The sequence below is a fragment of the Stenotrophomonas sp. YJH_SMC_53 genome (assembly GCF_059369995.1).
The window spans coordinates 169,764-196,068 of record NZ_JCAFTF010000007.1 but is presented as its reverse complement, the minus strand read 5'-3'; the positions used below and the strand labels follow the sequence as shown (position 1 = coordinate 196,068).

The 26,305-nt window shown below is 68.1% G+C and carries 22 protein-coding genes; 11 read left to right on the top strand and 11 right to left on the bottom strand.

All coding sequences use genetic code 11. From position 1 onward, the window contains the following. Window positions 1–212 precede the first annotated feature (212 nt). Window positions 213–2,015: an MFS transporter gene (locus tag AC5P7X_RS13230; protein WP_053496821.1), complete on the top strand. Its 1,803-nt coding sequence runs from the start codon at window positions 213–215 to the stop codon at window positions 2,013–2,015. A gap of 50 nt (window positions 2,016–2,065) precedes the next feature. Here AC5P7X_RS13230 and AC5P7X_RS13225 read toward each other — a convergent pair whose 3' ends face one another. The 6 genes from AC5P7X_RS13225 to AC5P7X_RS13200 form a co-directional block, all read right to left on the bottom strand. Further along, window positions 2,066–2,494, bottom strand: coding sequence for a SecDF P1 head subdomain-containing protein (locus tag AC5P7X_RS13225; RefSeq protein WP_141750830.1), 429 nt, complete (start codon window positions 2,492–2,494; stop codon window positions 2,066–2,068). A gap of 38 nt (window positions 2,495–2,532) precedes the next feature. Beyond that, window positions 2,533–3,084 carry an HdeD family acid-resistance protein gene (locus AC5P7X_RS13220; RefSeq protein WP_346607419.1) on the bottom strand — a complete coding sequence of 184 codons (552 nt, stop codon included), beginning with the start codon at window positions 3,082–3,084 and terminating at the stop codon, window positions 2,533–2,535. A gap of 58 nt (window positions 3,085–3,142) precedes the next feature. Beyond that, window positions 3,143–3,832 carry a ComF family protein gene (locus AC5P7X_RS13215; protein ID WP_495214962.1) on the bottom strand — a complete coding sequence of 230 codons (690 nt, stop codon included), beginning with the start codon at window positions 3,830–3,832 and terminating at the stop codon, window positions 3,143–3,145. 89 nt (window positions 3,833–3,921) lie between these two features. After that, entirely contained in the window at window positions 3,922–5,091 is a 1,170-nt protein-coding gene (locus tag AC5P7X_RS13210) for an L-dopachrome tautomerase-related protein (protein WP_206621008.1), read from the bottom strand. Between the two features lie 145 nt (window positions 5,092–5,236). Beyond that, on the bottom strand, window positions 5,237–6,562 hold the full coding sequence (locus AC5P7X_RS13205; protein WP_053496818.1) for a chloride channel protein: 1,326 nt from the start codon (window positions 6,560–6,562) through the stop codon (window positions 5,237–5,239). Window positions 6,563–6,930: 368 nt separating this feature from the next. After that, complete coding sequence (locus AC5P7X_RS13200; protein ID WP_346607422.1) at window positions 6,931–7,239, bottom strand: hypothetical protein; 309 nt, start codon at window positions 7,237–7,239, stop codon at window positions 6,931–6,933. A 159-nt stretch (window positions 7,240–7,398) separates the two neighbouring features. Here AC5P7X_RS13200 and bioB point away from each other — a divergent pair, with 159 nt between their 5' ends. From bioB to bioC, 5 genes are all read left to right on the top strand, one after another. Beyond that, window positions 7,399–8,442, top strand: a complete 1,044-nt coding sequence (gene bioB / locus AC5P7X_RS13195; RefSeq protein ID WP_005420125.1) for a biotin synthase BioB — start codon at window positions 7,399–7,401, stop codon at window positions 8,440–8,442. 67 nt (window positions 8,443–8,509) lie between these two features. Then, a complete protein-coding gene (gene bioF, locus AC5P7X_RS13190; RefSeq protein WP_346607423.1) occupies window positions 8,510–9,733 on the top strand; it encodes an 8-amino-7-oxononanoate synthase in 1,224 nt (407 codons plus the stop codon). An 18-nt stretch (window positions 9,734–9,751) separates the two neighbouring features. After that, a complete protein-coding gene (bioH, locus tag AC5P7X_RS13185; protein ID WP_053496815.1) occupies window positions 9,752–10,531 on the top strand; it encodes a pimeloyl-ACP methyl ester esterase BioH in 780 nt (259 codons plus the stop codon). Window positions 10,532–10,560: 29 nt separating this feature from the next. Next, window positions 10,561–11,340, top strand: coding sequence for an SDR family oxidoreductase (locus AC5P7X_RS13180; RefSeq protein WP_005420130.1), 780 nt, complete (start codon window positions 10,561–10,563; stop codon window positions 11,338–11,340). A gap of 12 nt (window positions 11,341–11,352) precedes the next feature. Beyond that, the gene (bioC, locus tag AC5P7X_RS13175) at window positions 11,353–12,237 is read left to right on the top strand and encodes a malonyl-ACP O-methyltransferase BioC (protein ID WP_005420131.1); all 885 of its coding nucleotides are present in this window, start codon (window positions 11,353–11,355) and stop codon (window positions 12,235–12,237) included. 110 nt (window positions 12,238–12,347) lie between these two features. Here bioC and AC5P7X_RS13170 read toward each other — a convergent pair whose 3' ends face one another. Next, window positions 12,348–12,992 (bottom strand): YdcF family protein, encoded by a 645-nt coding sequence (locus AC5P7X_RS13170; protein WP_194442065.1) that lies wholly within the window; start codon window positions 12,990–12,992, stop codon window positions 12,348–12,350. Then, window positions 12,977–13,939, bottom strand: coding sequence for a pyridoxal-phosphate dependent enzyme (locus tag AC5P7X_RS13165; protein ID WP_053496814.1), 963 nt, complete (start codon window positions 13,937–13,939; stop codon window positions 12,977–12,979). Before AC5P7X_RS13165 ends, AC5P7X_RS13170 begins: the two co-directional genes overlap by 16 nt. Before the next feature lie 160 nt (window positions 13,940–14,099). Here AC5P7X_RS13165 and AC5P7X_RS13160 point away from each other — a divergent pair, with 160 nt between their 5' ends. Both AC5P7X_RS13160 and mnmG read left to right on the top strand, forming a co-directional pair. Next, the gene (locus tag AC5P7X_RS13160; protein ID WP_053496813.1) at window positions 14,100–14,591 is read left to right on the top strand and encodes a hypothetical protein; all 492 of its coding nucleotides are present in this window, start codon (window positions 14,100–14,102) and stop codon (window positions 14,589–14,591) included. A 588-nt stretch (window positions 14,592–15,179) separates the two neighbouring features. After that, a complete protein-coding gene (mnmG, locus tag AC5P7X_RS13155; protein ID WP_005420137.1) occupies window positions 15,180–17,069 on the top strand; it encodes a tRNA uridine-5-carboxymethylaminomethyl(34) synthesis enzyme MnmG in 1,890 nt (629 codons plus the stop codon). A 131-nt stretch (window positions 17,070–17,200) separates the two neighbouring features. Here the strand turns inward: mnmG and smeC are convergent, their stop codons facing one another. The 3 genes from smeC to smeA are packed head-to-tail and all read right to left on the bottom strand — an operon-like array spanning window position 17,201 to window position 22,971. Beyond that, a complete protein-coding gene (smeC, locus tag AC5P7X_RS13150) occupies window positions 17,201–18,616 on the bottom strand; it encodes a multidrug efflux transporter outer membrane subunit SmeC (RefSeq protein ID WP_329841956.1) in 1,416 nt (471 codons plus the stop codon). Then, window positions 18,613–21,762, bottom strand: a complete 3,150-nt coding sequence (smeB, locus tag AC5P7X_RS13145) for a multidrug efflux RND transporter permease subunit SmeB (protein WP_495214959.1) — start codon at window positions 21,760–21,762, stop codon at window positions 18,613–18,615. The genes smeC and smeB overlap by 4 nt, the downstream gene beginning before the upstream one ends. A gap of 12 nt (window positions 21,763–21,774) precedes the next feature. Further along, window positions 21,775–22,971: a multidrug efflux RND transporter periplasmic adaptor subunit SmeA gene (gene smeA, locus AC5P7X_RS13140; RefSeq protein ID WP_495214958.1), complete on the bottom strand. Its 1,197-nt coding sequence runs from the start codon at window positions 22,969–22,971 to the stop codon at window positions 21,775–21,777. Between the two features lie 128 nt (window positions 22,972–23,099). On the opposite strand from smeA, the gene baeS reads away from it, so the two are divergent. The 3 genes from baeS (at window position 23,100) to AC5P7X_RS13125 (ending at window position 26,146) form a co-directional block, all read left to right on the top strand. After that, entirely contained in the window at window positions 23,100–24,491 is a 1,392-nt protein-coding gene (baeS, locus tag AC5P7X_RS13135; protein ID WP_053496809.1) for a sensor histidine kinase efflux regulator BaeS, read from the top strand. Further along, the gene (locus tag AC5P7X_RS13130; RefSeq protein ID WP_005420147.1) at window positions 24,488–25,177 is read left to right on the top strand and encodes a response regulator; all 690 of its coding nucleotides are present in this window, start codon (window positions 24,488–24,490) and stop codon (window positions 25,175–25,177) included. Before baeS ends, AC5P7X_RS13130 begins: the two co-directional genes overlap by 4 nt. A gap of 147 nt (window positions 25,178–25,324) precedes the next feature. Continuing rightward, window positions 25,325–26,146, top strand: coding sequence for a nucleotidyltransferase domain-containing protein (locus tag AC5P7X_RS13125; protein WP_495214957.1), 822 nt, complete (start codon window positions 25,325–25,327; stop codon window positions 26,144–26,146). The last annotated feature ends 159 nt before the right edge of the window (window positions 26,147–26,305 follow it).

The window sequence follows — 26,305 nt, the reverse complement described above, 5'->3', positions numbered from 1 at the left end:
TCTGTAGAGCCGAAGGCAATGGCAGGAGCCATTGCCAACGTCGCTTGCGACGGCCCGGAGGGTGCCGATCAGGACGATCGGCATAGCCGTGCTCGGCTGCTTTTCGCATCAGCATCGACGAAGTCCGCGCCGAGCATGGCTCGGCTCTACATGAAGCGCGCAAGCGCAATGCCCCAGCCCCGCACCATCCCCGCTATTCCAGGAATACGCCGATGACCGCAGCCACCGCACCCGCCGTACCCGCTTCCACCGCTCCGCGCTGGCCCGTACGTTACCTGCTCTTCATCGGCGGCCTCGGTGGCCTGCTGTACGGCATCGACATCGGCATCATCGCCGGCGCCCTGCCCTATCTTGAAGCCACCGCCAGCCACGCCTGGCAGCTCAGCAGCCAGCAGCTTGGCTTCGTGGTGGCCGCGGTACTGCTGGGCAGCGTGCTGTCCTCGCTGTTCGCCGGCATGATCGCCGACCTGATCGGCCGCCGCGGCGCGATGCTGCTGGCCGGCCTGCTGTTCACCGCCTCGATTCCGATCATGGCGTTGGCCTCGGGCTATACACCCCTGCTGCTGGGCCGCCTGCTGCAGGGCGTCAGCGGTGGCCTGATCGGCGTGGTGGTACCGCTGTACCTGGCCGAAGTCCTCAGCCCCGAGCGACGTGGCCGGGGTGCGGCGATGTTCCAGCTGCTGCTGACCATTGGCCTGGTGTTGGCCGCGCTGATCGGGCTGTACCACGCACATGCGGTGGATGCCGCCGCCGAGGCCGTGCGCTCGCTGCCGCTGGCACAGCAGGCGCAGGAGCTGTTCACGGTGAAGGACCACGCCTGGCGCACCATCTTCTGGAGCTGCCTGGCGCCGGGCCTGCTGTTCTGCGCCGGCATCTTCTGGCTGTCCGAATCGCCGCGCTGGCTGGTGCGCCGGGGCCGTGTCAACGATGCCCGCCGCAGCCTGCAGCGCGTTCTGCCTGCTGCCGATGTGGAGCCCACCCTTGCGCAGATCCAGGCGCCGGAATCGAGCAGCAGCGACAGCAAGCGCGACCCGCTGCTCAGCCGCCGCTACGTGGTGCCGTTCCTGCTCGCCTGCGTCGTGCTGGCCTGCACCCAGGCCACCGGCATCAACTCGGTACTGGCCTACGCGGTGAACATCCTCAACCAGGCCGGCCTGTCCGGTTCAGTGGCCAACGGCGCCGACGTGGCGATCAAGCTGCTCAATGCGGTGATGACCGTGGTCGCGTTGCTGCTGGTCGACCGCAAGGGCCGCAAGTTCCTGCTGATGCTCGGCAGCGGTGGTATCTGCGTGGCCCTGCTGGCAGCGGCCACGCTGTTCTTCCAGGCCGAGCGCGGTCGCGCTGATGTGCAGCCGCAGTTGCAGGCGGCGGTCAACGGCGATGGCCTGCAGCTGGTGCTGGATGAAGCCCAGTGGGAGCGCCTCGGTGCTGGCATCGACAGCGAGGGCCGGCCGCTGCAGCTGACCGTGTCGTACGCCTACGGCGACTTCACCAATGTGCGCGCCGTGCGCAGCGACAACCTGATTGATCGCGAACTGCGTATCGACCGCACCGGCACCGTACAGCCAGACAGCGTGATCGGCGCATTCTTCCGCAAGTTGCATCTGAACCCGTTCGCCGACCCCGCCAGTGCCGCGCAGGCGCCGCTGCGCGTCGAACAGGCCCGCATCGGCCCGGTGCCGCCGCCTGCACATGGCTGGGCGGTGGCCGCCTGCATCCTGGTATTCGTCGCGTTCTTCGCGGTCGGTCCCGGCGTGTGCGTGTGGCTGGCACTGTCGGAACTGATGCCGAACCGCATCCGCTCCAACGGCATGAGCATCGCACTGCTGATCAACCAGTTCGTGTCGACCACCATCGCCGCCATCTTCCTGCCCACGGTGGGCCACTACGGCTACGCCAGCATGTTCGTGTTCTGGGCGGCCTGCACCTTCGTATTTTTCCTGGTAGCCGCATTCTGGCTGCCGGAGACCAAGGGCAAGTCACTGGAGGAGATCGAGGCACGGTTCGCCCGGTAGCGGTCGACCTTGGTCGACCTCCGCGTAGCGCGGGGATGTTGGCGCGCCCGTCACTGACCGGTGATGTGCTTCGCCAACGCCTGCGCCTCGGCGATGCTCGGCAGCCCGCTCAGCATCATCGACTCCCCGAACGGGCCCTGCACCGTCGCCACCATCAACACGCGGCCATCCACGCTGATTGCCGCTCGCTGGCCCACCAGTGCTTCCGTGCCATCGTGGATGCGCTGGTGCGCTTCGTGTCGAAAGCGGATCTGCAGGCCAGGTTGCTTGTCCTGATCCAGCACGTAGCGCACATCGGCAATGTCGGCGCTGCCGGCGATCGGTGGCTCGTGCAGGGCCAGGGTTTCGCCCTGCCACTGCACCTGCCTGCCCTTGCCGTCCGCATCGACCGCGCTCAGGCGTACATCCACACCCGCGCGCGGTACATGTCCCTCGACCGCCTGCACCGCGGGCGTGGCACCTGGCGTGCATCCGGCCATGGCCAGTGCCGCGCCCAGCAACAACGCAAGCGCCGTTCTCACTTCAGCTTCCGCAGCTTGAACGCCACCAGCACCTGCAGCAGGCCGTACAGCAGGCTGCCAATGCCGATCCACAGCGTGGTCACCGCCACGCCCGCGTACGGGTTGGCCGCGAACAGCAGGCCCAGCACCACCGCCAGCACGCCGCTGAGGATCAGCAGCCACTCACCCTGGATCTGCTTGCGCACGCGGATCGCGAATACGATGCGATAGATGCCTGCCACCAGCAGCCACGCCGCCAGGAACAGCACCAGCACGCTGGCGGTGGCCAGCGGATTGATGACCGCCAGGATGCCGAAACCCAGCGAGGCGATGGCATACAGTGCCAGCCAGCCACGCGACGCGCCGCTGCCGCCGCTGACCAGTGCGAACAGGCTGATGACGCCTTCAACGATGGCCATCACGCCCAGCGTCCACGCCAATGCCATGGCGGCGGACAGCGGCCAGCCGATGGCGATGATGCCGAAGCCAAGAGCGACCAGGCCATACAGCAGGAGTATCCACCAGCTACGGCCGATTGCCGACAACAGGGGAGACAAGGGGGAATTCATGGCCACTCCTTCGATCCGGAACCGGGTTCATCCTAGCCCCCGGCGATGAAGACAGCGATCACGGCACCCGCGCGCACACCCATACCCGCACCTCTTCAGCACCCACGCAGCGCAGCGTTTCGGCAATCTCCATCACCGTACTGCCGGTGGTCATCACATCGTCAACCACGGTCAATCGGGGTGGCACCGGACCGCGTACATCGAACGCATCGAACAGGTTTTCCCTGCGCTGCTCGGCCGTGCGTTCGGACTGTGGCGCCGTATGCCGCCGCCGGTACAGCCCATGCCAGACCGGCATCGGCAGCAGCCGGCACAGTTCAGCAGCCTGGTTGTAGCCGCGTTGGCGCAGGCGGCGGCGGTGCAGGGGTACCGGCGCCAGTGGTGGGCATGACCAGGCGGGCGGTGCCCGCTGCATCAACTGCGCCAGCAGGCGGCCAGCCGCCAGGTCCTGATGGAACTTGTAGCGCACCAGCAGCTGGTCCACTGGCGGCAGGTACAACAGGCTGGCATGGGTGGCCGTCTGCGGTGGCGCTTCCTCGCGGCAGCTGCCGCAGACGATCAGGGCGGTGTCCGGCAACGGCAGCGCGCAACGCAGGCAGGCGCGGCCGGCCCAGGGTAGTTCGGCGAGGCAGGCGCGGCATAGGTCAAGGCCATCATGGCCTGGGTCGTCACAGACCAGGCAGCGCAATGGCAGCAGCAGGCGAAGCACGGCCTGCAGGCTCCAGGCGGCGGGGGTAAAGGCAGGCATACGTTGCAGCGTGAGCACCTCGATGGCGCGATGCCATCGGCGGTGTTCCCAGTGGGCCGTAGGAACTTTCACCGCTCTACCGGCTCACTTCATCTCGTGGGCGCCGGCGCGGCATCCACCCGCGTGCGGTACACCATGTACGGCGCCTGCCGCCGATCAACGCCGCCATTGAATCCGGCTTGGCGGTGCAGCTGGTTGGCGGTGAAGTACAGATAGCCGTCCGGCCCCATCGACAACGTATCCGGCCACAGGATGCGCGGGTCGTGAACCACGGTCGTCCATCGCCCCTGCGCGTCGCGGGCATGGATCGCGTTGTGCTCGTAGTCGCTGGCATACAACCGCCCGTTGGCGTCCATCTCCATGCCATCGGAGGCGCCCTTGTCGCCGTGGTCGACCACCGCGGCCGCCAGTTCCGCTTCACTCACCTTCGGATCGCGCAGCAGCGCGGTCGGCACGCTGTACAGATGACGGCTGGACAAGGGCGTGTAGAACAGCGTGGCGCCATCGGGCGACAGGGCGATGCCATCGGCGGCCACGGTGAACGGCTGCGTCGAACCATCCGCGTTGCGCAGCCGCATCTGCTGCCCTTCCACGATCGGCACGAAGGCGGGATCGGCCGAGGTTGATACGTGGCCGACCAGTCGCTTGGACGCGACGCCAGTAGCGAGGTCGATCACGATGATGCCGCCGATACCGCTCAGCGACGAGTCGGTCACGTAGGCCACGCCCTCGCGGCCGACCCGGAAGTCGAAGCGCACATCGTTGACGTAGGTGCGCGCGTCGATGACGTTGGCCGGGAACACCAGTGTCCTGGCCACGGTATTGGTAGCCAGATCGATCGCCACCAGCTTGGCGCCACCGGCCTGCGGTGCGGAGAATCCGGGCGCTGCAGTGTCCAACACCCAAAGCCGGCCTTGGCGATCGGCCACCACGCTCTGCACGCTGATGAAGTGTGCAGCCGGGTCGGCTCCGTCCGCGCTGTTGATGCGCGCATCCGGATAGGGAACGGCGCGGCCGTCGCGCCATTCGGCCACGCTGTAGCTCACGTCATCGCCCCAGCGCGGGAAGTTGACGAAGATGCGCCCGGTTTCTGATACCGCCACGCTGGTGGGCATGGCACCTTCGAAACGCGCCACCGGTTCGAGGGTACCGATGCTGCGCTCGCTGGGCAGCATGGGCGCGCCGGACATCGCCAGCGCGGGGGAACTGGCCAGGGCCAGGACGGCAGCCGCCAGGCTGCGGATACGGCAGTTGATCATGGTGCTCTCGATGCGGGTCCGGGTGCAGCCCCGGTGTCGATGCATCTTCAGCGCCGCGCCGCGCATGGGGTAGACGGTGCAGCGCGGAATCAGCTTCACTGCTGGAGTGAAGATTCGAGATGATTGGTCCTGTTGATCAAGGTAATCAGTGAGGTCTATCAGCTGGCTCTGCTTTCGGCACCATCAACAGCTCCGCCAACCCACGGTAGATCGGCACGCGGCACACCAGCCCGGACACGCCGCGTGCGATCAGCACCGTGGCCAGGATCGGCAGCAGCAGATCACCACTGTCGGTCAGCTCCAGCGAGATCACCGCCGAGGTCAGCGGGGCCTGGGTGACGCCGGTCAGGTAGGCGCACATGCCCAGCAGCACGAACGCACGCGGGTCCACGCCCGGCATCAGTACGGCCAGGTTGTGGCCAAGGCCGGCACCGACCGCCAGCGCCGGCGAGAACAGGCCGCCGGGGATGCCCGCCACGTAGGACGCCAGATTCGCCAGCAGCTTCATCAGACCGAACTCGTGGCCCACCATCGCCTGCCCCTGCACCAGGCTGCGCGCCTGTTCGTAGCCGGTGCCGAATGCGCCTTCTCCGAACGCCAGGGCCAGCAGCACCACCACAAGCCCGCAGCCTGCGGCCAGCAACACGGGATGCCGCTGCCGTAGTTGCCCGAGCCAACGGGGGCGGCCCGCCGCACTGGCCAGCACCGCGCGCGCGAACAATCCGCCCAGCAATCCGGCCACTACGCCGCACAGCAGGATCGCCAGCCAGCCCTGGCCGAGCGGCAGGCGCGCGCTCACATGGCCGAAGTAGGTGTAGTTGCCCAACAGACCGAGCGATACCACGCCGCCGACGATCACTGCGGTCAACAGGGTGCCGGAGAAGCGATGTTCGAAACGGCCACTGAGCTCCTCGATGGCGAACACGATGCCGGCCAGCGGTGTATTGAATGCCGCGGCGATGCCCGCTGCACCACCCGCCAGCAGGAAGTGCGAGAGTTCGCGCGGATCCTTGAAGCCGAACCAGCGGCCGAACAGGTACATCAGGCTGGCACCCACATGCACGGTCGGGCCCTCGCGACCAACGGACGCGCCACCGAGCAGGGACAGCGAGGTCAGCAACAGCTTGCCCGCCGAGACCGCGGGCGACAGGTTGGTTTTCCGGAACGGCTCATCGGGCTTGTCCAACGCAGCGATGACCTGCGGAATGCCGCTGCCCCGCGTGGGTTTCAGCACGCCACTGGTCAGCCAGGCCAGCAACGCGAAGATGCCGGGCGTGAGCAGCAGGGCCCACCACGGCGAGTGCGCGGTGATGCGCTGGAACAGATGGAAGGCCGCGTCGCTGGCCTTGGCAAACAGGATGGCCACCAGCGCTACGGCCACAGCCCCGCCCCAGAGCGCGGCACGGCGGCGCCAGGCCTCGCTTGGGACCAGCGCGGTGATGCGGCCGCGAAGGCGATGGAGATCGGTCATGCGAGGCAGTGTGGACGCAGCGGGAGCAGGTGGACAGCGGTCACTGTGGCCGAAGGCCTTGCAGGATGCGGTGAAATGCCCCGATACGGGTCGTCCCGACTGCCTGCCCCGTGCGTACATCGCTGGACGCGCAGGCGCTCCCGCCACCGGCGCTTTTTCACCCCGCGCTTCCAGTACACCGCGCGCAACCCGTTCGCGCACACGCTGGGCGTAGAAGACATCGGCAATGCCGGGGTGGCGCTGCGGGTCCAGCGACATCGCGTTCCCCACGATGCAGGCGATGTTCGGAACTGTCCATCGCAGTGGAAACGCAGTTGCGCATCGATCCGGGCGATGCCTCCATCGGTCAGCGCGGCGGTGCTTTGCCGCTACTGGTCGGTGAGAGGGACATCGCTGTCAGGACCTTCCTCCGTATCACGCAGGCAACCGTTTATCGCCAACAAGCGAACCAAGACATAGTGACCGAATGCTTCAAGTTCCTCCTTCGGCAGCATCGCCGGATCGAGCTCCCCCGCCGCGTAGTCCTTGAAGGTCACGAAGGTGTGATTCTTCCACTGCCCCGGCGCTTCGGCCTGGCGCAGATCATCCATCACCACGCGCAGGCCGCCGTCAGGCAGTTCGGCCAGGCTGCACAGCACCGCATGGCGGCGGATCGGGTAGGGCTGGTAGCTGTCCATGGCACGTGCTCGCGCGTCCGTATGCGGCAATGAACTTACACCGTAGCGCGCATTTCTGGCAGTCGATTTCTGTAAACCGAATTAATTACTAGTTAGTTGACAGCCTTCACCAACCCACCCACACTGCCGCCCTCGCTCCACTCGTACCCAAGGTCCGCCATGGCTGCTGCCATCCGCCACGACTGGCAACACGACGAACTGCAGGCCCTGTTCGACCTGCCGTTGCCCGAGCTGCTGTTCCGCGCCGCGGCGGTCCACCGTGAGCACTTCGACCCGGCGCAGGTGCAGGTCTCCACGCTGCTGTCGGTGAAGACCGGAGGCTGCCCGGAAGACTGCGCGTACTGCCCTCAGGCGCAGCGCTACAGCACCGGGGTGAACGCGCAGAAGCTGATGGACACCGATGCGGTGCTGGCCAAGGCCCGCCAGGCCAAGGCCGCCGGTGCGTCGCGTTTCTGCATGGGTGCCGCGTGGCGATCACCGAAGGACCGCGACATCCCGAAGGTAGCGGCGATGATCGCCGGGGTGAAGGCGCTGGGCCTGGAGACCTGCGCCACGCTGGGCATGCTCAGTGGCGAACAGGCACGCGCGCTGAAGGACGCCGGCCTGGACTACTACAACCACAACCTCGACACCGCACCGGACTACTACGATTCGATCATCCACACGCGCCAGTACCAGGACCGCCTGGACACGCTGGAGCACGTGCGCGAGGCCGGCCTGAAGACCTGCTGCGGCGGCATTGTCGGCATGGGCGAGACGCGCGCGCAGCGCGTTGGCCTGCTGCTGGCGCTGGCCACGCTGCCGGCGCATCCCGATTCGGTGCCGATCAACAGGCTGGTGCAGGTGGCGGGCACCCCGCTGCATGGCAGCGCGGAGCTGGACCCGTTCGAATTCGTGCGCATGATCGCGGTGGCACGCATCGCCATGCCGCGCTCGATGGTGCGGCTGTCGGCCGGGCGCGAAGCCATGAGTGACGAACTGCAGGCGCTGTGCTTCCTGGCCGGTGCCAATTCGATCTTCTACGGCGACAAGCTGCTGACCACCGGCAACCCGGAGAGTGAGCGCGACCTGGCCCTGTTCGCCCGGCTGGGACTGCAACCGATGGCGGTGCAGGTGGATGCCGAGGGCCACGATCACGGCGGTACAGTGCACGCCGACATCAGCGCCGATGCGCCCGGCTGCGGCTGCGCTCACGCGGCCTGAGACGGGGTACAAGCAGGTGTCGCGGCAACGCGCTACCCTAGCCGCCCCGTCGCCGCATTCAGCCGCCATGGCCCGCCCCGACCTGACCGCCCGCCTCCATGCCCAGCGCGCCCTGCGCGATGCCCAAGGCCGTCGCCGCACGCGGCGCACGGTCAACCGTCGTGATGGCGTCCGCCTGGAAGTGGACGGCCAGTGGCTGACCGGCTTCTGCAGCAATGATTATCTGGGCCTGGCCCAGCAGTTCAGCGTGGTCAACGCGCTGCAGGATGCCGCCGCACGCGAAGGCACCGGCGCCGGTGCATCGCATCTGGTCTGCGGCCACCACGCCCTGCATGACGCGCTGGAGCGCGAAGTGGCGGAGTGGCTGGGCTACCCGCGCGCGCTGCTGTTCGGTAGTGGCTTCGCCGCCAACCTGGCCGTGCAGCAGGCACTGCTGAGCGAAGAGCGTGATGTCTGCGTGCAGGACAAGCTCAACCACGCCAGCCTCTTGGATGCGACGCGGCTGGCCGGTGCGCGCCTGCGCCGTTATCCGCACCTTGATGCCGAAGGCGCGATGCGCCAGCTCAAGCACGCGCCCGACGGCGCGGCGATGCTGGCCACCGATGGTGTCTTCAGCATGGATGGCGACATCGCACCGCTGCGTGCATTGTCGCTTGTGGCACGCCTGCAGCAGGCGCTGTTCTATGTGGACGATGCGCACGGCGTAGGTGTGGTCGGTGACGGCCGTGGTGCCGTGGCCGCCGCCGGGCTGGGCGTGGACGATGTGCCGCTGCAGCTGGTCACGCTGGGCAAGGCACTGGGCGGTTCCGGCGCGCTGGTGCTGGGCCGCGACGATCTGGTCGAGCACCTGGCTGAAACCGCACGCCCCTACATCTACACCACGGCGATGCCGCCACCGCTGGCCGCCGCTGCACTGGAAGCGGTGCGCCTGGCACGCCGTGACAACTGGCGCCGCTCGAAACTGACCGACCTGATCGCGCTGTTCCGCAGCGAGGCACGCCGCCATGGCCTGGACCTGATGGCTTCGGAAACGCCGATCCAGCCGCTGCTGTGTGGTGACGATCACCGCGCCGTGGCGATGTCCAAGGCACTGGAGCAGGCTGGTTGGCTGGTCGGCGCGATCCGTCCGCCCACGGTGCCCGAAGGCAAGGCGCGCCTGCGTGTGACCCTGTCCGCCCTGCACACGCCGGAACAGGTGCGTGGCCTGGTGGACGCGATCGCCAGCGCGCGCGATCGCGTGGATCTGGCGGTGCGTGACGCCGCGCCACCGCCATTGCCTGTCTTTGCCTGAGCCTGCTGTCGTTTTCCCATGCATATCGACGTCACCGGCCAGGGGCCGGACCTGGTACTGATCCATGGCTGGGCCCTGCAGGGCGGTGTGTTCGCACCCTTGGTGCAGCGCCTGGCCGACCGGTTCACCCTGCATCTGGTTGATCTGCCGGGCCATGGCCACAGCCGCGAAGACACCACGCCGTTGCGCCTGCCGTTCGTGGTCAACGCCATTGCCGCGGCCACGCCGCCGGCGGTGTGGTGCGGCTGGTCACTGGGCGGCCTGTTCGCACTGCACGCCGCCGCAACGCTTCCGAAAGTGCGCGGGCTGGCGATGATCGCGGCCACGCCGCGCTTCGTGCGCGGCGACGACTGGCCGCATGCGGTGGAGCCGGCGGTGTTCGAGCAGTTCGGGCGCGAGCTGGCGACCGATTTCGGTGGCACCCTGGAACGCTTCCTGGCGCTGGATGTGATGGGCTCGGCGCACGCCCGCGAGGAGCTGCGCACGCTGCGCCAACGCCTGGTTGAGCGCGGCGCGCCCACCGAACGGGCCCTGCTGGAAGGCCTGCGCCTGCTGGAAAGCACCGACCTGCGCGGCGCATTGCCAACACTGGGCAAACCCAGCCTGTGGATCGCCGGCCAGCGCGACCGGCTGGTGTCTCCGGCGGCGATGCAGGCCGCTGCGGCATTGGCCCCGGGTGCGCAGGCGCTGACCATCGCCCATGGCGGCCACGCACCCTTCCTCGGCCATGCCGACGAGGTGGCCAGCGCCCTGCAACACTTCGTTGCCGGCCTGTCACCGGCCGATGGCGGACAATGAGCGCCTTCCTCATTCCACGGGATTGACGCATGGATCTGGGTATCAACGGCCGCTGGGCACTGGTCTGCGGCGCAAGCAAGGGCTTGGGCCTGGGCTGCGCGCGTGCGCTGGTGCGCGAGGGCGTCAACGTGGTGATCGTGGCCCGTGGCGAGGCTGCACTGCAGGTCGCTGCCGAAGAGCTGCGTGCACTGCCCGGTGCCGCTGAGGTGCGCGCGGTCGCCGCCGACGTCACCACCGACGCCGGTCGTGCCGCGGCGCTGGCCGCGTGCCCGCAGGTGGACATCCTGGTCACCAATGCCGGTGGCCCGCCGCCAGGCGACTTCCGCACTTTCGAGCGCGACGACTGGATCGCCGCGCTCGACGCCAACATGCTGGCGCCGATCGCGCTGATCCGCGCCACCGTGGACGCGATGATTGCGCGTGGCTTCGGCCGCATCGTCAACATCACCTCGTCGGCGGTGAAAGCGCCGATCGACATCCTGGCACTGTCCAACGGTGCACGCAGCGGCCTGACCGGTTTCGTCGCCGGCCTGTCGCGCCGCACCGTCGCGCACAACGTCACGATCAACAACCTGCTGCCCGGCCAGTTCGACACCGACCGCCTGCGCGCCAACTTCGCCCACACTGCGGGCAAGGACGGCGATGCCGGCGAAGTGGCCGAACGCCGCCGCCAGCAGATTCCCGCCGGCCGCTTCGGCACGGCGGACGAGTTCGGCGCCGCCTGCGCCTTCCTGTGCAGCGCACACACCGGTTACCTCACCGGGCAGAACCTGCTGATCGACGGCGGCGCCTACCCCGGTACGTTCTAAGAGACTTTCGCAATGCCGTCCCACTTCGATGCCCGCCATGTCCGCCGCGCATTCGCGCGTGCCGCCACCAGTTACGACGCTGCCGCCGCCCTGCAGCGCGAGGTGCAGTCGCGGCTGATCGAATCGTTGGACTACCTGGAGGCACGCAAGCCCGAGGTGGTGCTGGACATCGGCGCAGGTACCGGCCACGCCAGCGCGTTGATGAAGAAGCGTTGGCCGAAGGCGCAGGTGATCGCGCTGGATGTGGCACTGCCGATGCTGGACCAGGCCAAGCGCCAGGCCGGCTGGTGGAAGCCGTTCCAGCGCCTGTGCGGCGACGCCGCCGCGCTGCCGCTGGCCGACAACAGCGTGGACGTGATCTTCAGCAACCTGTGCCTGCAGTGGGTGGACGATCTGCCGGCGGTGTTCGCAGGCTTCCGTCGCGTGCTCAAGCCCGGTGGCCTGCTGCTGTGTTCCACCTTCGGCCCGGAAACCCTGATCGAACTCAACGAGGCCTTCGCGGCCGCCGATGACCGCCCGCACGTGAGCCGCTTCGCGCAGATCGCCCAGTTCGGCGATGCGCTGATGATGGCCGGCTTCCGCGACCCGGTGCTGGACCGCGATCTGTTCACCCTGACCTACGACGACCTGCCCTCGTTGATGCGCGAGCTGCGCGCGATGGGCGCGACCAATGCGCGGGTGGATCGCCGCCACACGCTGACCGGGCGTGGCCGTTTCGCTGCGGCGGCAGCGGCGTATGAACCGATGCGGCGCGCCGACGGCAAGCTGCCCAGCAGCTGGGAAGTGATCTATGCCCATGCCTGGGCACCGGACCCGGGCGCACCGATCCGCGAAGGCGGGCATGACGTGGCCTCAGTGCCGGTTTCGGCGATTCCGATCCGGCGCAAGCAGACCTGATCGAGAGCCGCCGGGCATGGCCCGGCGCTACCGGGCGCGCGATAGGGGCCGCGCCGGACGCGCGATATGGGTAGCGCCGGGCCATGCCCGGCGGGCACAGAGGCAACCGCTCAGGTATTGGCCGGCGAACTCAGCGGCGGCCGCACCAGGTCGCGGTGGAAGAAATAGATTTCCTGCACCAGGAAGCGCCAACTGGTGTGGAAGCTGCGGAAGCGCGTGCTGGGCGTGGACGAGGCCAGTGCATCGATGCCCAGCGCCTTGCTCAGGCGCAGCGCGCGCGCCATGTGCAGCGGATCGCTGACGATGATCACCCGGTGCAGGTTGCGCTGGTCCATCAGCCGCTTGGCTTCCACCAGGTTCTGCACGGTGTTGCGCGAGGCAGTCTCGATCAGGATCGCATCGTCCGGCACGCCGTGCTTGAGCGCATAGCGCCGCGCCACCTGTGACTCGGAAAAGCGCGCGCCGGTACCACCATAGCCGCCGGTGAAGATCAGCAGTGGCGCGAACTGGGCCTCATAGAGATCCAGCCCGTGACGGATGCGTTCTTCGAATACCGGCGACGGCTTGGCGTCATAGGCCGCCGCACCGAGCACGATGATGGCATCGGCCTTGGCCGCCTGGTCACGCTCGCCGACCCAGACGATCCAGGCAGTCACGCCCAGCAGCCAGATCACCAGCAGGACAAACAACCGCCACAGCCAGCCCAGCAGGCCAGTGCGATGCCGGTGCCGGTCGCGGCTCACGGCGCCCCCCAGCGCAGTGCCTGCAGGTCGACGTTGCCGCCGGACAGCACCAGGCCCACGCGCAGGCCGGCAAAACGCTGCGGCTGCGCCAGCACCGCGGCGAGCACGGTTGCCGATGACGGCTCGACCACCTGCTTGAGAACCTCCCACAGCAAGCGCATTGCCGCCATCGTCGCCGCGTCATCGACCACGATCACCTCGGCGTTGGCCGCGCGCAGCAACTCGAAGTTGGACGCGCCGATCAGGGTGCGCAGGCCATCGCAGATCGTGTCCGGGGTGAATGCCGCCTGGCGCTCGCCAGCGGCCAACGAGCGCGCGGTGTCGTCAGCGCCGGCCGGCTCGGCCAGCACCAGCCGGGTCTGCGGGCTGGCGAGCTGCAGGGCCCGCGCGGTGCCGCTGGCCAGGCCACCGCCGCCCACCGGCACCACCAGCACGTCGAACGGGCCGTCGCTGTGCAGCAGCTCCAGTGCCGCGGTGCCCTGCCCGGCCATCACCGCCGGGTCCGCATAGGGATGGACCAAGGTCGCGCCGGTATCAGCCTGCACTTTGGCGCAGGTGGCCTCGCGGTCGGCGATGGTTGGTGGGCAGCGCCAGAGCGTGGCGCCATGGCGGGCGATGTTGGCCAGCTTGGCCGCCACTGCACCTTCGGGCACCACCACGTGGCAGGGAATGCCACGGGTGCGCGCGGCCAGAGCCAGGGCGGCGCCGTGGTTGCCGGAGGAATGGGTAACCACGCCGGCGCTGGCGCGATCGGCATCCAGCGACCACACCGCATTGCAGGCGCCGCGGAACTTGAATGCGCCGCCGCGCTGCAGATGCTCGGCCTTGAACGCCAGCTGCGCGCCGGCCAGCGCATCGAGCGTGCGCGAACGCAGCACCGGGGTCACGCTGGCGTGCGGCGCGATCCGCGCAGCGGCAGCCAGGACATCATCGGCACGGGGCAACAGTGAATCGCTCATGACGCAAGATTAACGTATGGCTCCCTGCTGGCGACCCCGGCACAGGTCATGCCAGCATGGCAGCCTTCACCTCCATTCATCCTGGACAGTGAAGTTAAGGGCCGATTCAACGCCTGCGCACGAAGCTCACTGTACAACCCGTCCTCTGGGGGGACCCACCATGAAAACGCGCCTGATGCTTGCCGGTGGCCTGATGCTGGCCCTGGCCGGCTGCACCACCTACGACTATGTCGGCGGTGGCCGCAGCGGCAGCTACTACCACGGTGCGCCGTCGGTGGAGTACCGCTACCCCGCCGGCTATCCCTACAACTACGGCTACCCGTACTACGGCGGCTATGGCGGCTACTACGGCGGCTATGGCAATCCGTACTACTCGCGCCCGATCTACCGCCCGCCGCACAACCACCGCCCGCCACCGCGCCCACCCGGCAACGGCGGCGAGAACCGCCCGCCACCGCCGTCGCGGCCGTCGTACAACGGCGGTTCGCCGTGGCGGAACATGGACTCGATGCGCCGGCCGCCGCAATCGAACATCCAGCCCTCTGCGCCTCCGCCGCCGGCCCGTCCGGCTCCGGCGCCGAGTGCGCCAAGAATGAACGGTTCCCCCTGGCGCAACATGGATCGTGGGACGCAGCGCACAGTTGAGCGCTGAACCGTCTTGCATTTCACACGGTCCAAGCCGCACTCTACGGGGCCAGTGACGGCCCGCGTCACAAAGTGACAAAAACGACACGGGCCGCCGCAAAAAGCTCTACGTCGATATCCGACAGGAACATCTGGATCCCCCCTGTTCCGGCCCTGTCGGATGTCGGCACCTCTGAAGGCAGACGGCCCCGCAGTGCGGGGCCGTTTGTTTTTGGGGCACGTTGTTCTGGTGCCGCCGCCACGGCATCCACGCATGGCGTGGATCTACCCAAGGCCCGTCATCAGTAGATCCACGCCATGCGTGGATGGAGCTCTCCCGATAGCCTCCAGAAAAAAACAGGGCCGGACAGTCCCCCGACTGCCGGCCCCCTGCTCCCCCACCGTGCGCCTGTACCGGCCCCTGTTCCAATCCCGGTCACGGGCGCCTGCGGCGCCAGCCACGGTGGGTGCTATTGGGTTATCTGCAAAAATCCTGCCAACTTTAGGGCTGAATTCGACGGGAGCCGGCTGGCGCCGACGTCCCAGCCCCGAATGGCGCTAAAATCGCCACCCCGGCGCCGCCCCGGCCGCGCCCGCCCCCAGCTGAACAGCCCCCATGAACCCGTCCTTCCATCGTTACGACGTCATCGTCATCGGCGGTGGCCACGCCGGCACCGAAGCCGCGCTGGCCGCGGCCCGTACCGGCGTGCGCACCCTGCTGCTGACCCACAACATCGAAACAGTGGGCGCGATGAGCTGCAACCCGGCCATCGGCGGCATCGGCAAGGGCCATCTGGTCAAGGAAATCGACGCCCTGGGCGGTGCGATGGCGCATGCCGCCGACCGCGCCGGCATCCAGTGGCGCACGCTCAACGCCTCCAAGGGCCCGGCCGTGCGCGCGACCCGCTGCCAGGCCGACCGCAACCTGTATCGCATGGCGATCCGCGCCATCGTCGAAGGCCAGGCCAACCTGACCGTGTTCCAGGCCGCCGTCGATGACCTGGTCATTGAAGGCGACGCCGTGCGCGGGGTCATGACCCAGACCGGCCTGCGCTTCGACGCCGGGGCCGTGGTGCTGACCGCCGGCACCTTCCTGGCCGGCAAGATCCATGTCGGCCCGACCCAGTACGCCGCCGGCCGCATGGGCGACCCGCCGGCCACCACGCTGGCGGCGCGCCTGCGCGAGCGTCCTTTCCAGGTGGACCGCCTGAAGACCGGCACGCCGCCGCGCATCGATGGCCGCTCACTGGACTACAGCGTGATGGACGAGCAGCCGGGCGATTCGCCGCGGCCGGTGATGTCCTTCCTCGGCTCGGTGGACGAGCATCCGCAGCAGGTCAGCTGCTGGATCACCCACACCACCGAGCAGACCCACCAGATCATCCGCGACGCGCTGCACCGCTCGCCGCTGTACAGCGGCCAGATCGAGGGCATCGGCCCGCGCTACTGCCCGTCCATCGAGGACAAGGTGGTGCGCTTCGCCGAAAAGGCCAGCCACCAGATCTTCGTCGAACCCGAAGGCCTGGGCATCGTCGAGATCTACCCCAACGGCATTTCCACCTCGCTGCCGTTCGACGTGCAGCTGGAGATGGTGCGCAGCATCCGTGGCTTCGAGAACGCGCACATCACCCGCCCGGGCTACGCCATCGAGTACGACTTCTTCGATCCGCGCGGGCTGAAGGCGTCGCTGGAGACCAAGCTGGTCAACGGCCTGTTCTTCGCCGGCCAGATCAACGGCACCACCGGCTATGAGGAGGCCGCCGCGCAGGGCCTGCTGGCCGGCCTCAACGCCGCGCGCCAGGTGCGTGGGCTGGACGGTTGGTGCCCACGCCGCGACGAGGCGTACCTGGGCGTGCTGGTGGATGACCTGATCACCCACGGCACCAACGAGCCGTACCGCATGTTCACCAGCCGCGCCGAGTACCGGCTGCAGCTGCGCGAGGACAATGCGGACCAGCGCCTGACCCCGACCGGCCGCGAGATGGGCCTGGTGGATGATCGTCGCTGGGGTGCGTTCGAGACCAAGCAGGCCGCTGTTGCTGCCGAGCGCGCACGCCTGGGCGCGCTGTGGGCAACCCCGGCCAATGCGCTGGGCCGCGAAGTGCAGGACACGCTGGGCGTGGCGGTCAGCCGCGAGACCAACGTGCTGGACCTGATCAAGCGCCCCGAACTGGATTACGCGCAGCTGATGCAGGTGCCGTCGCTGGGCCCGGCCGTGGCCGACGCCAAGGTGGCCGAGCAGGTGGAGATCGGCGTGAAGTACGCCGGCTACCTGGACCGCCAGCGCGAGGAGATCGAGCGCCAGCAGCGGCATGAGGCCACGCCGATCGCCGAGGCGTTCGACTATGCGACCGTGCGCGGGCTGTCGGCCGAAGCACTGCAGAAACTGGAGCGGGTGCGCCCGCAGACCATCGGCCAGGCGCAGCGTATTCCGGGCATGACCCCGGCAGCGATCTCACTGCTGCTGGTGCACCTGGAGCGCGCGCGCCGCGGCCGCGTGGCGTAAGCGGTCGCACCTGCGTCTGGTGGGTGCCGACCTTGGTCGGCACATGAATCTGCCTTGGTGGGTGCCGACCTTGGTCGGCACGAATCATCAGACCGCGACATTCCATGCCTTCGTGCGACCAAGGTCGGCAGCTAGCGTGCGTCGGCCCCGCCGCCCAGCACCTTGAACAACGTCACCCGGTTGCCCGCCTCCTGCTGCTGCAGCGCGATCAGGTCCTGCTGCGCGGCAAACAGGCTGCGCTGCGCATCCAGTGCCTGCAGATAGCCGTCCAGCCCGGTGCGGTAACGCGCATCGGCCAGCGTGTAGCTGCGCTGGTTGGCGGCCACCAGCGCGCGCTGTGCGTCCATCTGCACGGTCAAGTGATCGCGCGTGGCCAGCGCATCGGCTACTTCACTGAAGGCCTGCTGGATCGCCTTCTCGTACTGCCCGATGCCGATGTCCCTGCCGATCTTCGAGGCATCCAGCGATGCCTTCAGCGCGCCGGCGTGGAAGATCGGCGCGGTGATGCTGGGCGCGAACGACCAGCCACGGGTGCCGGCCGAGAACAGCGTCGACAACGCGGTGGAACTGTGGCCGTAATTGGCGGTCAATGTCAGCGTCGGGAAAAATGCAGCACGCGCGGCACCGATATCGGCATTGGCCGCCTGTAGTACGTGTTCGGCGGACAACACGTCCGGGCGCTGCAGCAGCACGCTGGACGGCAGGTTGGCCGGCAGCGGCGCCAGTGCCACGCTGCCATCCAGCGCCTGCGCGGTTGGCAGCAAGGCCGGATCCAGCGGCGCCCCTACCAGCAACTGCAATGCATCGCGATCCTGCGCCTGCTGCGTCTGCAGCTTGGCCAGCGCACCGCGCGCGGCTTCGACGCTGGTCTGTACCTGCGACAGGTCCAGGCCCGAGGCCAGGCCTTGGGCGTGGCGGGCCTCGGTGCGCTGCAGGGTCTGCTGCTGGCTGTCCAGGGTCTGCCGGGTGAACGCCAGTGACTGCTCGTCCGCTGCCAACGCCAGCCACGCCGTGGCCACTTCGGCCACCAGGCTGGTGCGCGCGGCGCGCTGGTTCTCGGCGCTGGCCAGCCAGTTCTGCAGGGCCTCGTTCTTCAGGCTGCGGATGCGTCCGAACAGATCCAGTTCCCAACTGCTGATACCCACCTGCACGGCATCGGATTCGGTTACCTGGGTGGCACCGGTCTCGCTGTTGGCATCACTTACCCGCGAGCGGGTGACACTGCCGCTGGCATCCACCGACGGCAGCAGCGCCGCGCGCTGGATGCGGTACTGCGCGCGTTCCTTCTCCACCTGCAGCATGGCCACGCGCAGGTCGCGGTTGTTCTGCAGCGCCAGCGCGATCACCTGCTGCAGGCGCGGCTCGAGGAAGACTTCGCGCCAGGCTGGCACCGCCAGTGCTGGCTCGGCCTCGGCCGTGGCGGCATTGCCGAATTGTGCCGGCACCGGCGCCTCGGGCCTCTGGTAATGCGGCGCCATGCTCACGCAGCCGCCCAGCACGGTGGTCATCGTTGCGGCCGCAATGGCGCGCAGCAGCATCGGCTTCATGGGCTTGCCTCCGGGGCAGTGGCTTCGGCAGGCGCGCGGCCCGGGAACAGGCGGCGCACGAGCAGGTAGAACAACGGCACGAAGAACATGCCCAGCACCATCGAGGCGACCGTGCCGCCGGCCACGCCGGTACCCAGCGAGCGGCGCGCGGCCGAGCCAGCGCCGGTGGCGAACACCAGCGGCAGCACACCCATCAGGAACGCCAGCGAGGTCATCACGATCGGCCGCAGGCGCAGATAGACGGCCTGCAGGATCGCCTCGCGGGTGCTCCTGCCCTGCTGTTCAAGGATGCGGGCGAACTCGACGATCAGGATGCCGTTCTTGGCCGCCAGGCCAATCGTGGTCAGCAGGCCGACCTGGAAGTACACGTCGTTGTTGAGGCCACGCAGGTTCATCATCAGCACCGCACCAAACACGCCCACCGGCACCGCCAGCATCACCGCGAACGGCACCGCCCAGCTTTCATACAGCGCGGCCAGGCACAGGAACACGAACAGCAGCGAGATGGCGTACAGCATCGGCGCCTGATTGCCCGACAGCTGTTCCTGGTAGGCCATGTCCGACCAGGCATGGCTGAAGCCTTCCGGCAGCGCGTCGGCCAGGCGCGCGATCTCGGCCATCGACTCACCGGAACTGACGCCCGGCGCGGGCTGGCCGGTGATCTCCATCGCCGACACGCCGTTGTAGCGCTGCAGCGCGGCCGGCGCGCTGGTCCAGTGCGCGCTGACCAGCGACGACAGCGGCACCATCTGGCCGACCTGGTTGCGCACGCTCCAGCGCTCGATGTCCTGCGGCTGCATGCGCGCTTCGGCGGTGCCCTGGATGAACACCTTCTTGATGCGGCCCTTGTAGATGAAGTTGTTGACGAAGTCGCCCCCCAAGGCCGCATTCAAGGTGTCATTGATGTCCTGCGGATTCACGCCCATGGCCTGCGCCTTGGCGTCGTCCACCTTCACCGCATACACCGGCGCGTCTTCCAGGCTGGCGTAGCGCACGTTGACCAGCTTCGGATCCCTGGCGGCCTCCTTCAGCAGCGTGTTGCGTGCGGCCACGGCGGCGGCATGGCCGGCGCCGCCTTCGTCCTGCAGTTCCAGGGTGAAACCGCCCGCATCGCCCAGGCCAAGGATGGCCGGTGGCGAGGTGATGAACACCTGCGCATCGGGCACGCTGGCCATGGCCGCGGTCAACCGTGCTGCAATGGTGTCGGCGTCATCCTTGCGGTCATCCCAGTCCTTCAGGCGGATGAAGGCCTGGCCGACGTTCTGGCCGCTGCCGGTGACACTGAAACCGGCGGTGGCCTGGATCGACAGCACGCCGTCGTCCTTCACCGCGGCGGCACTCAGGCGATCCATCACCGCGCGGGTCTGCTCCAGGGTGGCACCGGCCGGCAGCTTCACCAGCGCGTTGAGCATGCCCTGGTCCTCATCGGGCAGGAACGCGCCCGGCAGGTGCCACAGCAGCAGGCCGGTGGCCACGCTCAGCGCCAGGTAGAACACCACGCCCAGCGTGCGCCGGCCAAGGAAGCCATCCACCCGGCGACGCAGGCCGTTGGAGGTGCGCTCGAAACGATGATTGAACCAGATGAAGCACTTGCCCAGCAGGCTCGGCTCACCGCCGTGGTCGCCATGCGGATGGCCGCCCTTGGGAATCTGGTGCAGGATGCTGCCGCACAGGGCCGGGGTGATGGTCATCGCCACCAGCACCGACAGGATCATCGCAGCGGCAATCGTCACCGAGAACTGGCGATAGATCACGCCGGTGACACCGCTGAAGAACGCCATCGGCAGGAACACGGCGGTCAGCACCAGCACGATGCCCACCAGCGCGCCGGTGATCTGGCCCATCGCCTTCAGCGTGGCCGGCTTCGGCGCCAGCCCTTCGAAGGTCATCACCCGCTCCACGTTCTCCACCACCACGATGGCATCGTCCACCAGCAGGCCGATGGCCAGCACCAGTGCGAACATGGTCAGGGTATTGATCGAATAGCCAAATGCCGCCAGCACGCCGAAGGTGCCCAGCAGCACCACCGGCACCGCGATGGTCGGGATCAGGGTGGCGCGCCAGTTCTGCAGGAACAGGTACATCACCAGCACCACCAGGATGATCGCCTCGATCAGGGTGATCACCACTTCCTTCAGCGAGATGGTCACGAACGGCGTGGTGGTGAACGCCACGTGGTAGGTGTAGCCGTGCGGCCAGTACTTCTGCAACTGCTGCAGGCGGGTCTCGATGGCCTTGGACACGGCGATGGCATTGGCGCCGGCATTGAGCTCGATGCCCAGCGACGCTGACGGCTTGCCGTTGAAGGTGCTGATGCTGTCGTAGCTCTCCGGCCCCAGGCCGATCGTCGCCACGTCGCCCAGGTGCACTACGCTGCCGTTGGCATCGGCCTTCAGCACCACCCGCGCGAACTGTTCGGGCGTGTGCAGGCGGCTGCGCGCGGTGACCGTGGCGTCCAGCTGCTGGCCCTTCAGTGCCGGCTGGCCACCCAACTCACCGGCCGAGACGTCGGTGTTCTGCGCCTGCAGTGCGGTCTCGATGTCCGACGGCATCAGCGCGTACTGGCGCATCTTCTCCGGGTCCAGCCAGATGCGCATGGCGTATTCCTGGCCGATCGGCTGGATGTTGCCGACACCACTGACGCGGCTGATCTGGTCGTCGATGCGCGCTTCCATGAAGTTGGCGACATCGAAGTTGTCCATGCTGCCGTCTTCGCTGGTGAACGACAGCACCTCGAAGATCGAACCACTGGACTTGGTGATGGTCAGGCCGTTCTGCTGCACCGCCTGCGGCAGCGTCGCCATCGCCGCCTGCAGCTGGTTCTGCACCTGCACCTGCGCGGTGTCCGGATTGGTGCCGGTGGCAAACACCAGGTTGACCTGCGCCGAGCCATCGGAGGCGCTGGTGGAGGTCATGTACATCAGGTGGTCCAGGCTCTGCTGGGACTGCTCGATGACCTGGGTGACCGCGTTTTCCACGGTCTGCGACGAGGCGCCGGTGTAGGTGGCGCGGATGGTGATGGTGGGTGGGGCGATCTGCGGGTAGCGGTCCACCGGCAGGATCAGGATCGCGAGCAGGCCGAGCAGGCTGACCGCGATGGCGATCACCCAGGCGAAGATCGGCCGGTCGATGAAGAAACGAACCATGCGCGGCAGGCCTCAGTGCGACGTTTCGTCGGTGTTGCCGGTCGGGTCGATCGCCGGCATTGCGGCCAGCTGCGCGGTGGTGGCCGCCACCGCCTGCACCTGCTGGCCAAGCGCTACCGCGCTGCCGTTGCTGACGATCACCCGATCGCCAGCCTTCAGCCCCTGCGTGATCTGCCACTGGTTGCCCACTACCTGGCCGGTGCTGACCCGGCGCTCGACCACGCGGTCCTTTGCGTCGAGCAGGCGCAGCAGCGGCTCGCCACGTTCATTGCGCAGCACCGCCTTCTGCGGCACCAGCAGGGCGCGCGCATCGGTGGCCATCGGCAACACCGCCCTCAGGTACATGCCCGGCAGCAGCAGGCCCTCCGGGTTCGGAATGACCGCGCGCAGCACCACGTTGCCGGTGCCCGGGTCGACTGCGCTGCCGACAAACTCCAGGGTACCTTCATGCGCGTACGTGCTGCCGTCCTCCAGCAGCACCTTCACCTGTGCCTTGCCGTCGATGGCTTTCACCCGGCCGGCATCGAGCTGCTTGCGCAGCGCCAGCATCTGCGTGCTGGACTGGGTGACATCCAGATAGACCGGGTCCAACCGCTGGATGGTTGCCAGCGCCGCGTCCTGGCCGGCGGCGACCAGCGCGCCAGCGGTGACACTGGACGTGCCGATGCGGCCATCGATCGGTGCAGTAACCCGGGTGTAGTCGAGGTTGATGCGGGCCGCCTGCAGCGCAGCGCGCGCGGCGATCACATTGGCCTGGGCCTGCTTCAGTGCCGAGGTGGCATCGTCGGCGTCCTGCTTGCTGGCCGCATCCATGCCCAGCAGCGTGCGGGTGCGCTCGGCCTTCGGCTGCGCCGACAACACAGTGGCCTCGGCCTGCGCCAGCTGGCCACGCGCGGTATCGAAGGCGGCCTGGTACGGCGCCGGATCGATCTGGTAAAGCAGCTGGCCGGCCTTGACCTGCTGGCCTTCGGTGAACAACCGCTGGCGGATCAGCCCAGCGACCTGCGGGCGCACCTCGGACACCTCGAGCGGTACGGCGCGACCGGGCAGGGTCTGCTGCAGGGCCAGCGGCTGCACGCTGGCAGTGATGACGCCCACTTCAGGGGTGGCCGGGGCCTCGGGCCTGCCCGCCGAGCAGGCCGCCAGGGCCAGCAGCAGGGGCAGCAACAGCGGAAGGGGGGAGCGGGACAGCGGGCGCAGGAGTGACATGGGGGGCGTGGGGGCCTTGCGTTGACCCGTGCACGCTGCCGTGGAACTGTGCAGAGAATATGGAGATTGTGCGACCGGCTCAGCGGGCGCTTGCTTTCGGCGCCGCATGCGCCGCTAATGGCCCCGCGATGGCGAAGATTCGACTCAAATTCGGCCTGACCGCGAAGACCTTCCTCGCGATCTTCACCGCCTGCCTGCTGGTGCTGGCAGTGAACGGTATTGCCAGCCGCGTGGCGTTCCAGACCGGCTTCCTGGACTACCTCAATGACCAGGGCGACCTGCGCATGCAGCGCGTGATGCCGCACCTGCAGCGCGAGTACAGTGCGCACGGCGGCTGGGAGCACCTGCGCGGCGACAGTGACCGCTGGGCGCGGCTGCTGCGCCCGGATCTGGCCCATGGGCACGAGGGGCCCGTGCCACCGCTGTCCGACCAGACCGGCGTTCCCTCCCGCCTGGGCCTGTTCGATGCACAGCATCGGTTCGTAGCGGGCAACCCGGACGCCACCAGCGACGACGAGCCGCACGCCGTGCAGGTGGACGGGCACACGGTCGGCTGGCTGGGCATGGTGCCGTTCCAGACCGTCATCGCCACCAACGACCTGAACTTCTACAACACCCAGATGCGTGCGTGGTGGGTGATCGGCATCGCGCTGCTGCTGGTGACGGTGCTGCTGGCCTGGCTGGTATCGCGCGCGCTGCGCCAGCGCCTTGCCAAACTGGCGGCGGCCACCCACCGGCTCGCCGCTGGCGACTACGCCACCCGCATCGAGCGCACCAGCGACGACGAGCTGGATGCACTGGTCAACGACTTCAACCGGATGGCGCAGGCGCTGGACGACACCGAGCGCAACCGCCGTGCCTTCATCGCCGATATCTCGCACGAACTGCGCACGCCGCTGGCGGTGGTTCGTGCCGAACTGGAAGCCATCGAGGACGGCATCCGCCCGCTGGACCGCGCCAACCTCGGTGCCCTGCAGGGCGAGATCCGCCAACTGGGCAAGTTGATCGACGACCTGCACGACCTGTCGATGACCCAGTCCGGCGGCCTGGCCTACCGCTTCGCACCGCTGGACCTGGCGGCGCTGCTGCGCAGCGAGCTCAATGGCATGCGCGTGCGCTTCTCCACGGCGGGGCTGGCACTGGAGGAGAACCTGCCCGCCACACCGCTGCAGGTATCCGGTGACGAACGACGCCTGCAGCAGGTGCTGGCCAATCTGCTGGAAAACGCATTGCGCTACACCCACGCCGGGGGCCGCGTACGCGTGCAGGCAGCGCGCGTGCCTGCCGGCGTGCAGCTGATCGTGGAAGACACCGCGCCAGGCGTGCCGGCGGACAAGTGCGCGCTGCTGTTCGAGCGCTTCTACCGGGTGGAGAGCTCGCGCAACCGGGCCAGCGGCGGCAGCGGGCTGGGCCTGGCCATCAGCCACAACATCATCCTCGCCCACCACGGCCTCATCCACGCCGAGCCATCGCCGCTGGGCGGGCTGCGCGTGGTCATCACCCTGCCGGAGCCTGCATGAGCCTGTCCACCGCCGCGTCCTCGAAGATCCTGATCGTCGAGGATGAGCCACGCCTGGCCTCGGTGCTGCGCGACTACCTGGCCGCCGCCGGCATGACCAGCGAATGGGTGGACGATGGCGGCCAGGTGATCGACGCATTCGCGCGCTACCAGCCCGACCTGGTGCTGCTGGATCTGATGCTGCCGCAGCGCGATGGCGTGGACCTGTGCCGCGAACTGCGCGCCAGCAGCGATGTACCGGTGATCATGGTCACCGCACGGGTGGAGGAGATCGACCGCCTGCTGGGCCTGGACATCGGTGCCGACGACTACATCTGCAAGCCGTTCAGTCCGCGCGAAGTGGTCGCACGGGTGATGGCGGTGCTGCGCCGTTACCGCCCGGACCCCGCTGCGCGTGCCAACAGCGGGCTGCATATCGACGAGCCGGCAGCACGCGCCACCTGGAACGGCAAGGGCCTGGACCTGACGCCGGTGGAGTACCGCCTGCTGCGCACGCTGCTGGCCACGCCCGGCCGGATCTGGGCACGCGATGAACTGCTCGACCGCCTCTATCTGGACCACCGCGTGGTGGTCGACCGCACCGTCGACAGCCACGTGCGCAACCTGCGCCGCAAGCTGGCTGACGCCGGCATGGAAGGCGAACCGATCCGTTCGGTGTATGGCATGGGCTACAGCTACGAGCCGTGATCGCGTTCGCCGGGCTTGGCCCGGCGCTACCCCGTCATGCCTCGTCGACGAATGTCACCCTCTGGTAGCGCCGGGCCATGCCCGGCGAGCGCAGCGATGCAGACCTGCGCTACAGTCGGGAACGCTCGACATTAAGAACACAACTGCATGGACGACATCCACCCGATCGCGCCGGACAAGCGCGCCGCCATTCTTTCCAGCCTCGCCGACATCGAACAGCGCCACAATGTGCGTGTGCTGCTGGCCTGCGAATCCGGCAGCCGTGGCTGGGGCTTCTCTTCGCCGGACAGCGACTACGATGCACGCTTCATCTACGTGCATCGCCAGCCGTGGTATCTCAGCGTCAACGAGAGCACCGGCCCGGGCGATGCGCAGCGCGATGTGATCGAGCTGCCGATCGACGATGAGCTCGACGTCAGCGGCTGGGACCTGCGCAAGGCACTGCGGCTGGTCTCAAAATCCAATCCGACACTGATCGAATGGCTGCGCTCGCCGATCGTGTACCGGCAGGATGACGCTGCGGTGGCACTGCTGTGGGAAGCGGCCCAACGCTTCTACTCACCCTTGGGCAGCTGGTGGCACTACATGAGCATGGCCAGGACCACGCACAGCCGCCACCTGGGTGAGCCCACCATCAGCACCAAGAAGTACCTGTATGTGCTGCGCGCCCTGCTTGCCTGCCAGTGGATCGAGAGCGAGCCCACGCCGCCGCCGATGGCCTTCGAGGATCTGCTGGACCGGTTGCTGCCGGACGGCCCGGTGCGCCACGCCATCGACGCATTGCTGGTGGTCAAGCGCGCCAGCGCCGAGGTCAGCGCTCGTCCGCGCGTCGCGCCCATCAGCGAGTACATTGACCATGCGATGGCCGTTCGCGCGGCGCAGGCCCCGCAGCTGCCGGCCGGACAGGGCGACAGCGCCTGGCTGGACGTGCTGTTCCGGCGGATGCTGGCCGAGCACGCGCGGTCCTGAGCGGTTGCACCCGTTTCTGGTAGCTGCCGACCTTGGTCGGCACCGAGATCACCATCCACGCATGGCGTGGATCTACTGTGTATCCGCGCGGCCCAGGGCGGTACCTCCCCCAGCGGACGCACGCGTATCATCGTCGCGAACGCCCTGATTTCCGGAGAT

Coding starts and splice junctions, on each gene's coding strand:
- AC5P7X_RS13230 (WP_053496821.1), top strand. CDS start 213: ATGACCGCAGCCACCGCACCCGCCGTACCCGCTTCCACCGCTCCGCGC.
- AC5P7X_RS13225 (WP_141750830.1), bottom strand. CDS start 2,494: ATGGCCGGATGCACGCCAGGTGCCACGCCCGCGGTGCAGGCGGTCGAG.
- AC5P7X_RS13220 (WP_346607419.1), bottom strand. CDS start 3,084: ATGAATTCCCCCTTGTCTCCCCTGTTGTCGGCAATCGGCCGTAGCTGG.
- AC5P7X_RS13215 (WP_495214962.1), bottom strand. CDS start 3,832: ATGCCTGCCTTTACCCCCGCCGCCTGGAGCCTGCAGGCCGTGCTTCGC.
- AC5P7X_RS13210 (WP_206621008.1), bottom strand. CDS start 5,091: ATGATCAACTGCCGTATCCGCAGCCTGGCGGCTGCCGTCCTGGCCCTG.
- AC5P7X_RS13205 (WP_053496818.1), bottom strand. CDS start 6,562: ATGACCGATCTCCATCGCCTTCGCGGCCGCATCACCGCGCTGGTCCCA.
- AC5P7X_RS13200 (WP_346607422.1), bottom strand. CDS start 7,239: ATGGACAGCTACCAGCCCTACCCGATCCGCCGCCATGCGGTGCTGTGC.
- bioB (WP_005420125.1), top strand. CDS start 7,399: ATGGCTGCTGCCATCCGCCACGACTGGCAACACGACGAACTGCAGGCC.
- bioF (WP_346607423.1), top strand. CDS start 8,510: ATGGCCCGCCCCGACCTGACCGCCCGCCTCCATGCCCAGCGCGCCCTG.
- bioH (WP_053496815.1), top strand. CDS start 9,752: ATGCATATCGACGTCACCGGCCAGGGGCCGGACCTGGTACTGATCCAT.
- AC5P7X_RS13180 (WP_005420130.1), top strand. CDS start 10,561: ATGGATCTGGGTATCAACGGCCGCTGGGCACTGGTCTGCGGCGCAAGC.
- bioC (WP_005420131.1), top strand. CDS start 11,353: ATGCCGTCCCACTTCGATGCCCGCCATGTCCGCCGCGCATTCGCGCGT.
- AC5P7X_RS13165 (WP_053496814.1), bottom strand. CDS start 13,939: ATGAGCGATTCACTGTTGCCCCGTGCCGATGATGTCCTGGCTGCCGCT.
- AC5P7X_RS13160 (WP_053496813.1), top strand. CDS start 14,100: ATGAAAACGCGCCTGATGCTTGCCGGTGGCCTGATGCTGGCCCTGGCC.
- mnmG (WP_005420137.1), top strand. CDS start 15,180: ATGAACCCGTCCTTCCATCGTTACGACGTCATCGTCATCGGCGGTGGC.
- smeC (WP_329841956.1), bottom strand. CDS start 18,616: ATGAAGCCGATGCTGCTGCGCGCCATTGCGGCCGCAACGATGACCACC.
- smeB (WP_495214959.1), bottom strand. CDS start 21,762: ATGGTTCGTTTCTTCATCGACCGGCCGATCTTCGCCTGGGTGATCGCC.
- smeA (WP_495214958.1), bottom strand. CDS start 22,971: ATGTCACTCCTGCGCCCGCTGTCCCGCTCCCCCCTTCCGCTGTTGCTG.
- baeS (WP_053496809.1), top strand. CDS start 23,100: ATGGCGAAGATTCGACTCAAATTCGGCCTGACCGCGAAGACCTTCCTC.
- AC5P7X_RS13130 (WP_005420147.1), top strand. CDS start 24,488: ATGAGCCTGTCCACCGCCGCGTCCTCGAAGATCCTGATCGTCGAGGAT.
- AC5P7X_RS13125 (WP_495214957.1), top strand. CDS start 25,325: ATGGACGACATCCACCCGATCGCGCCGGACAAGCGCGCCGCCATTCTT.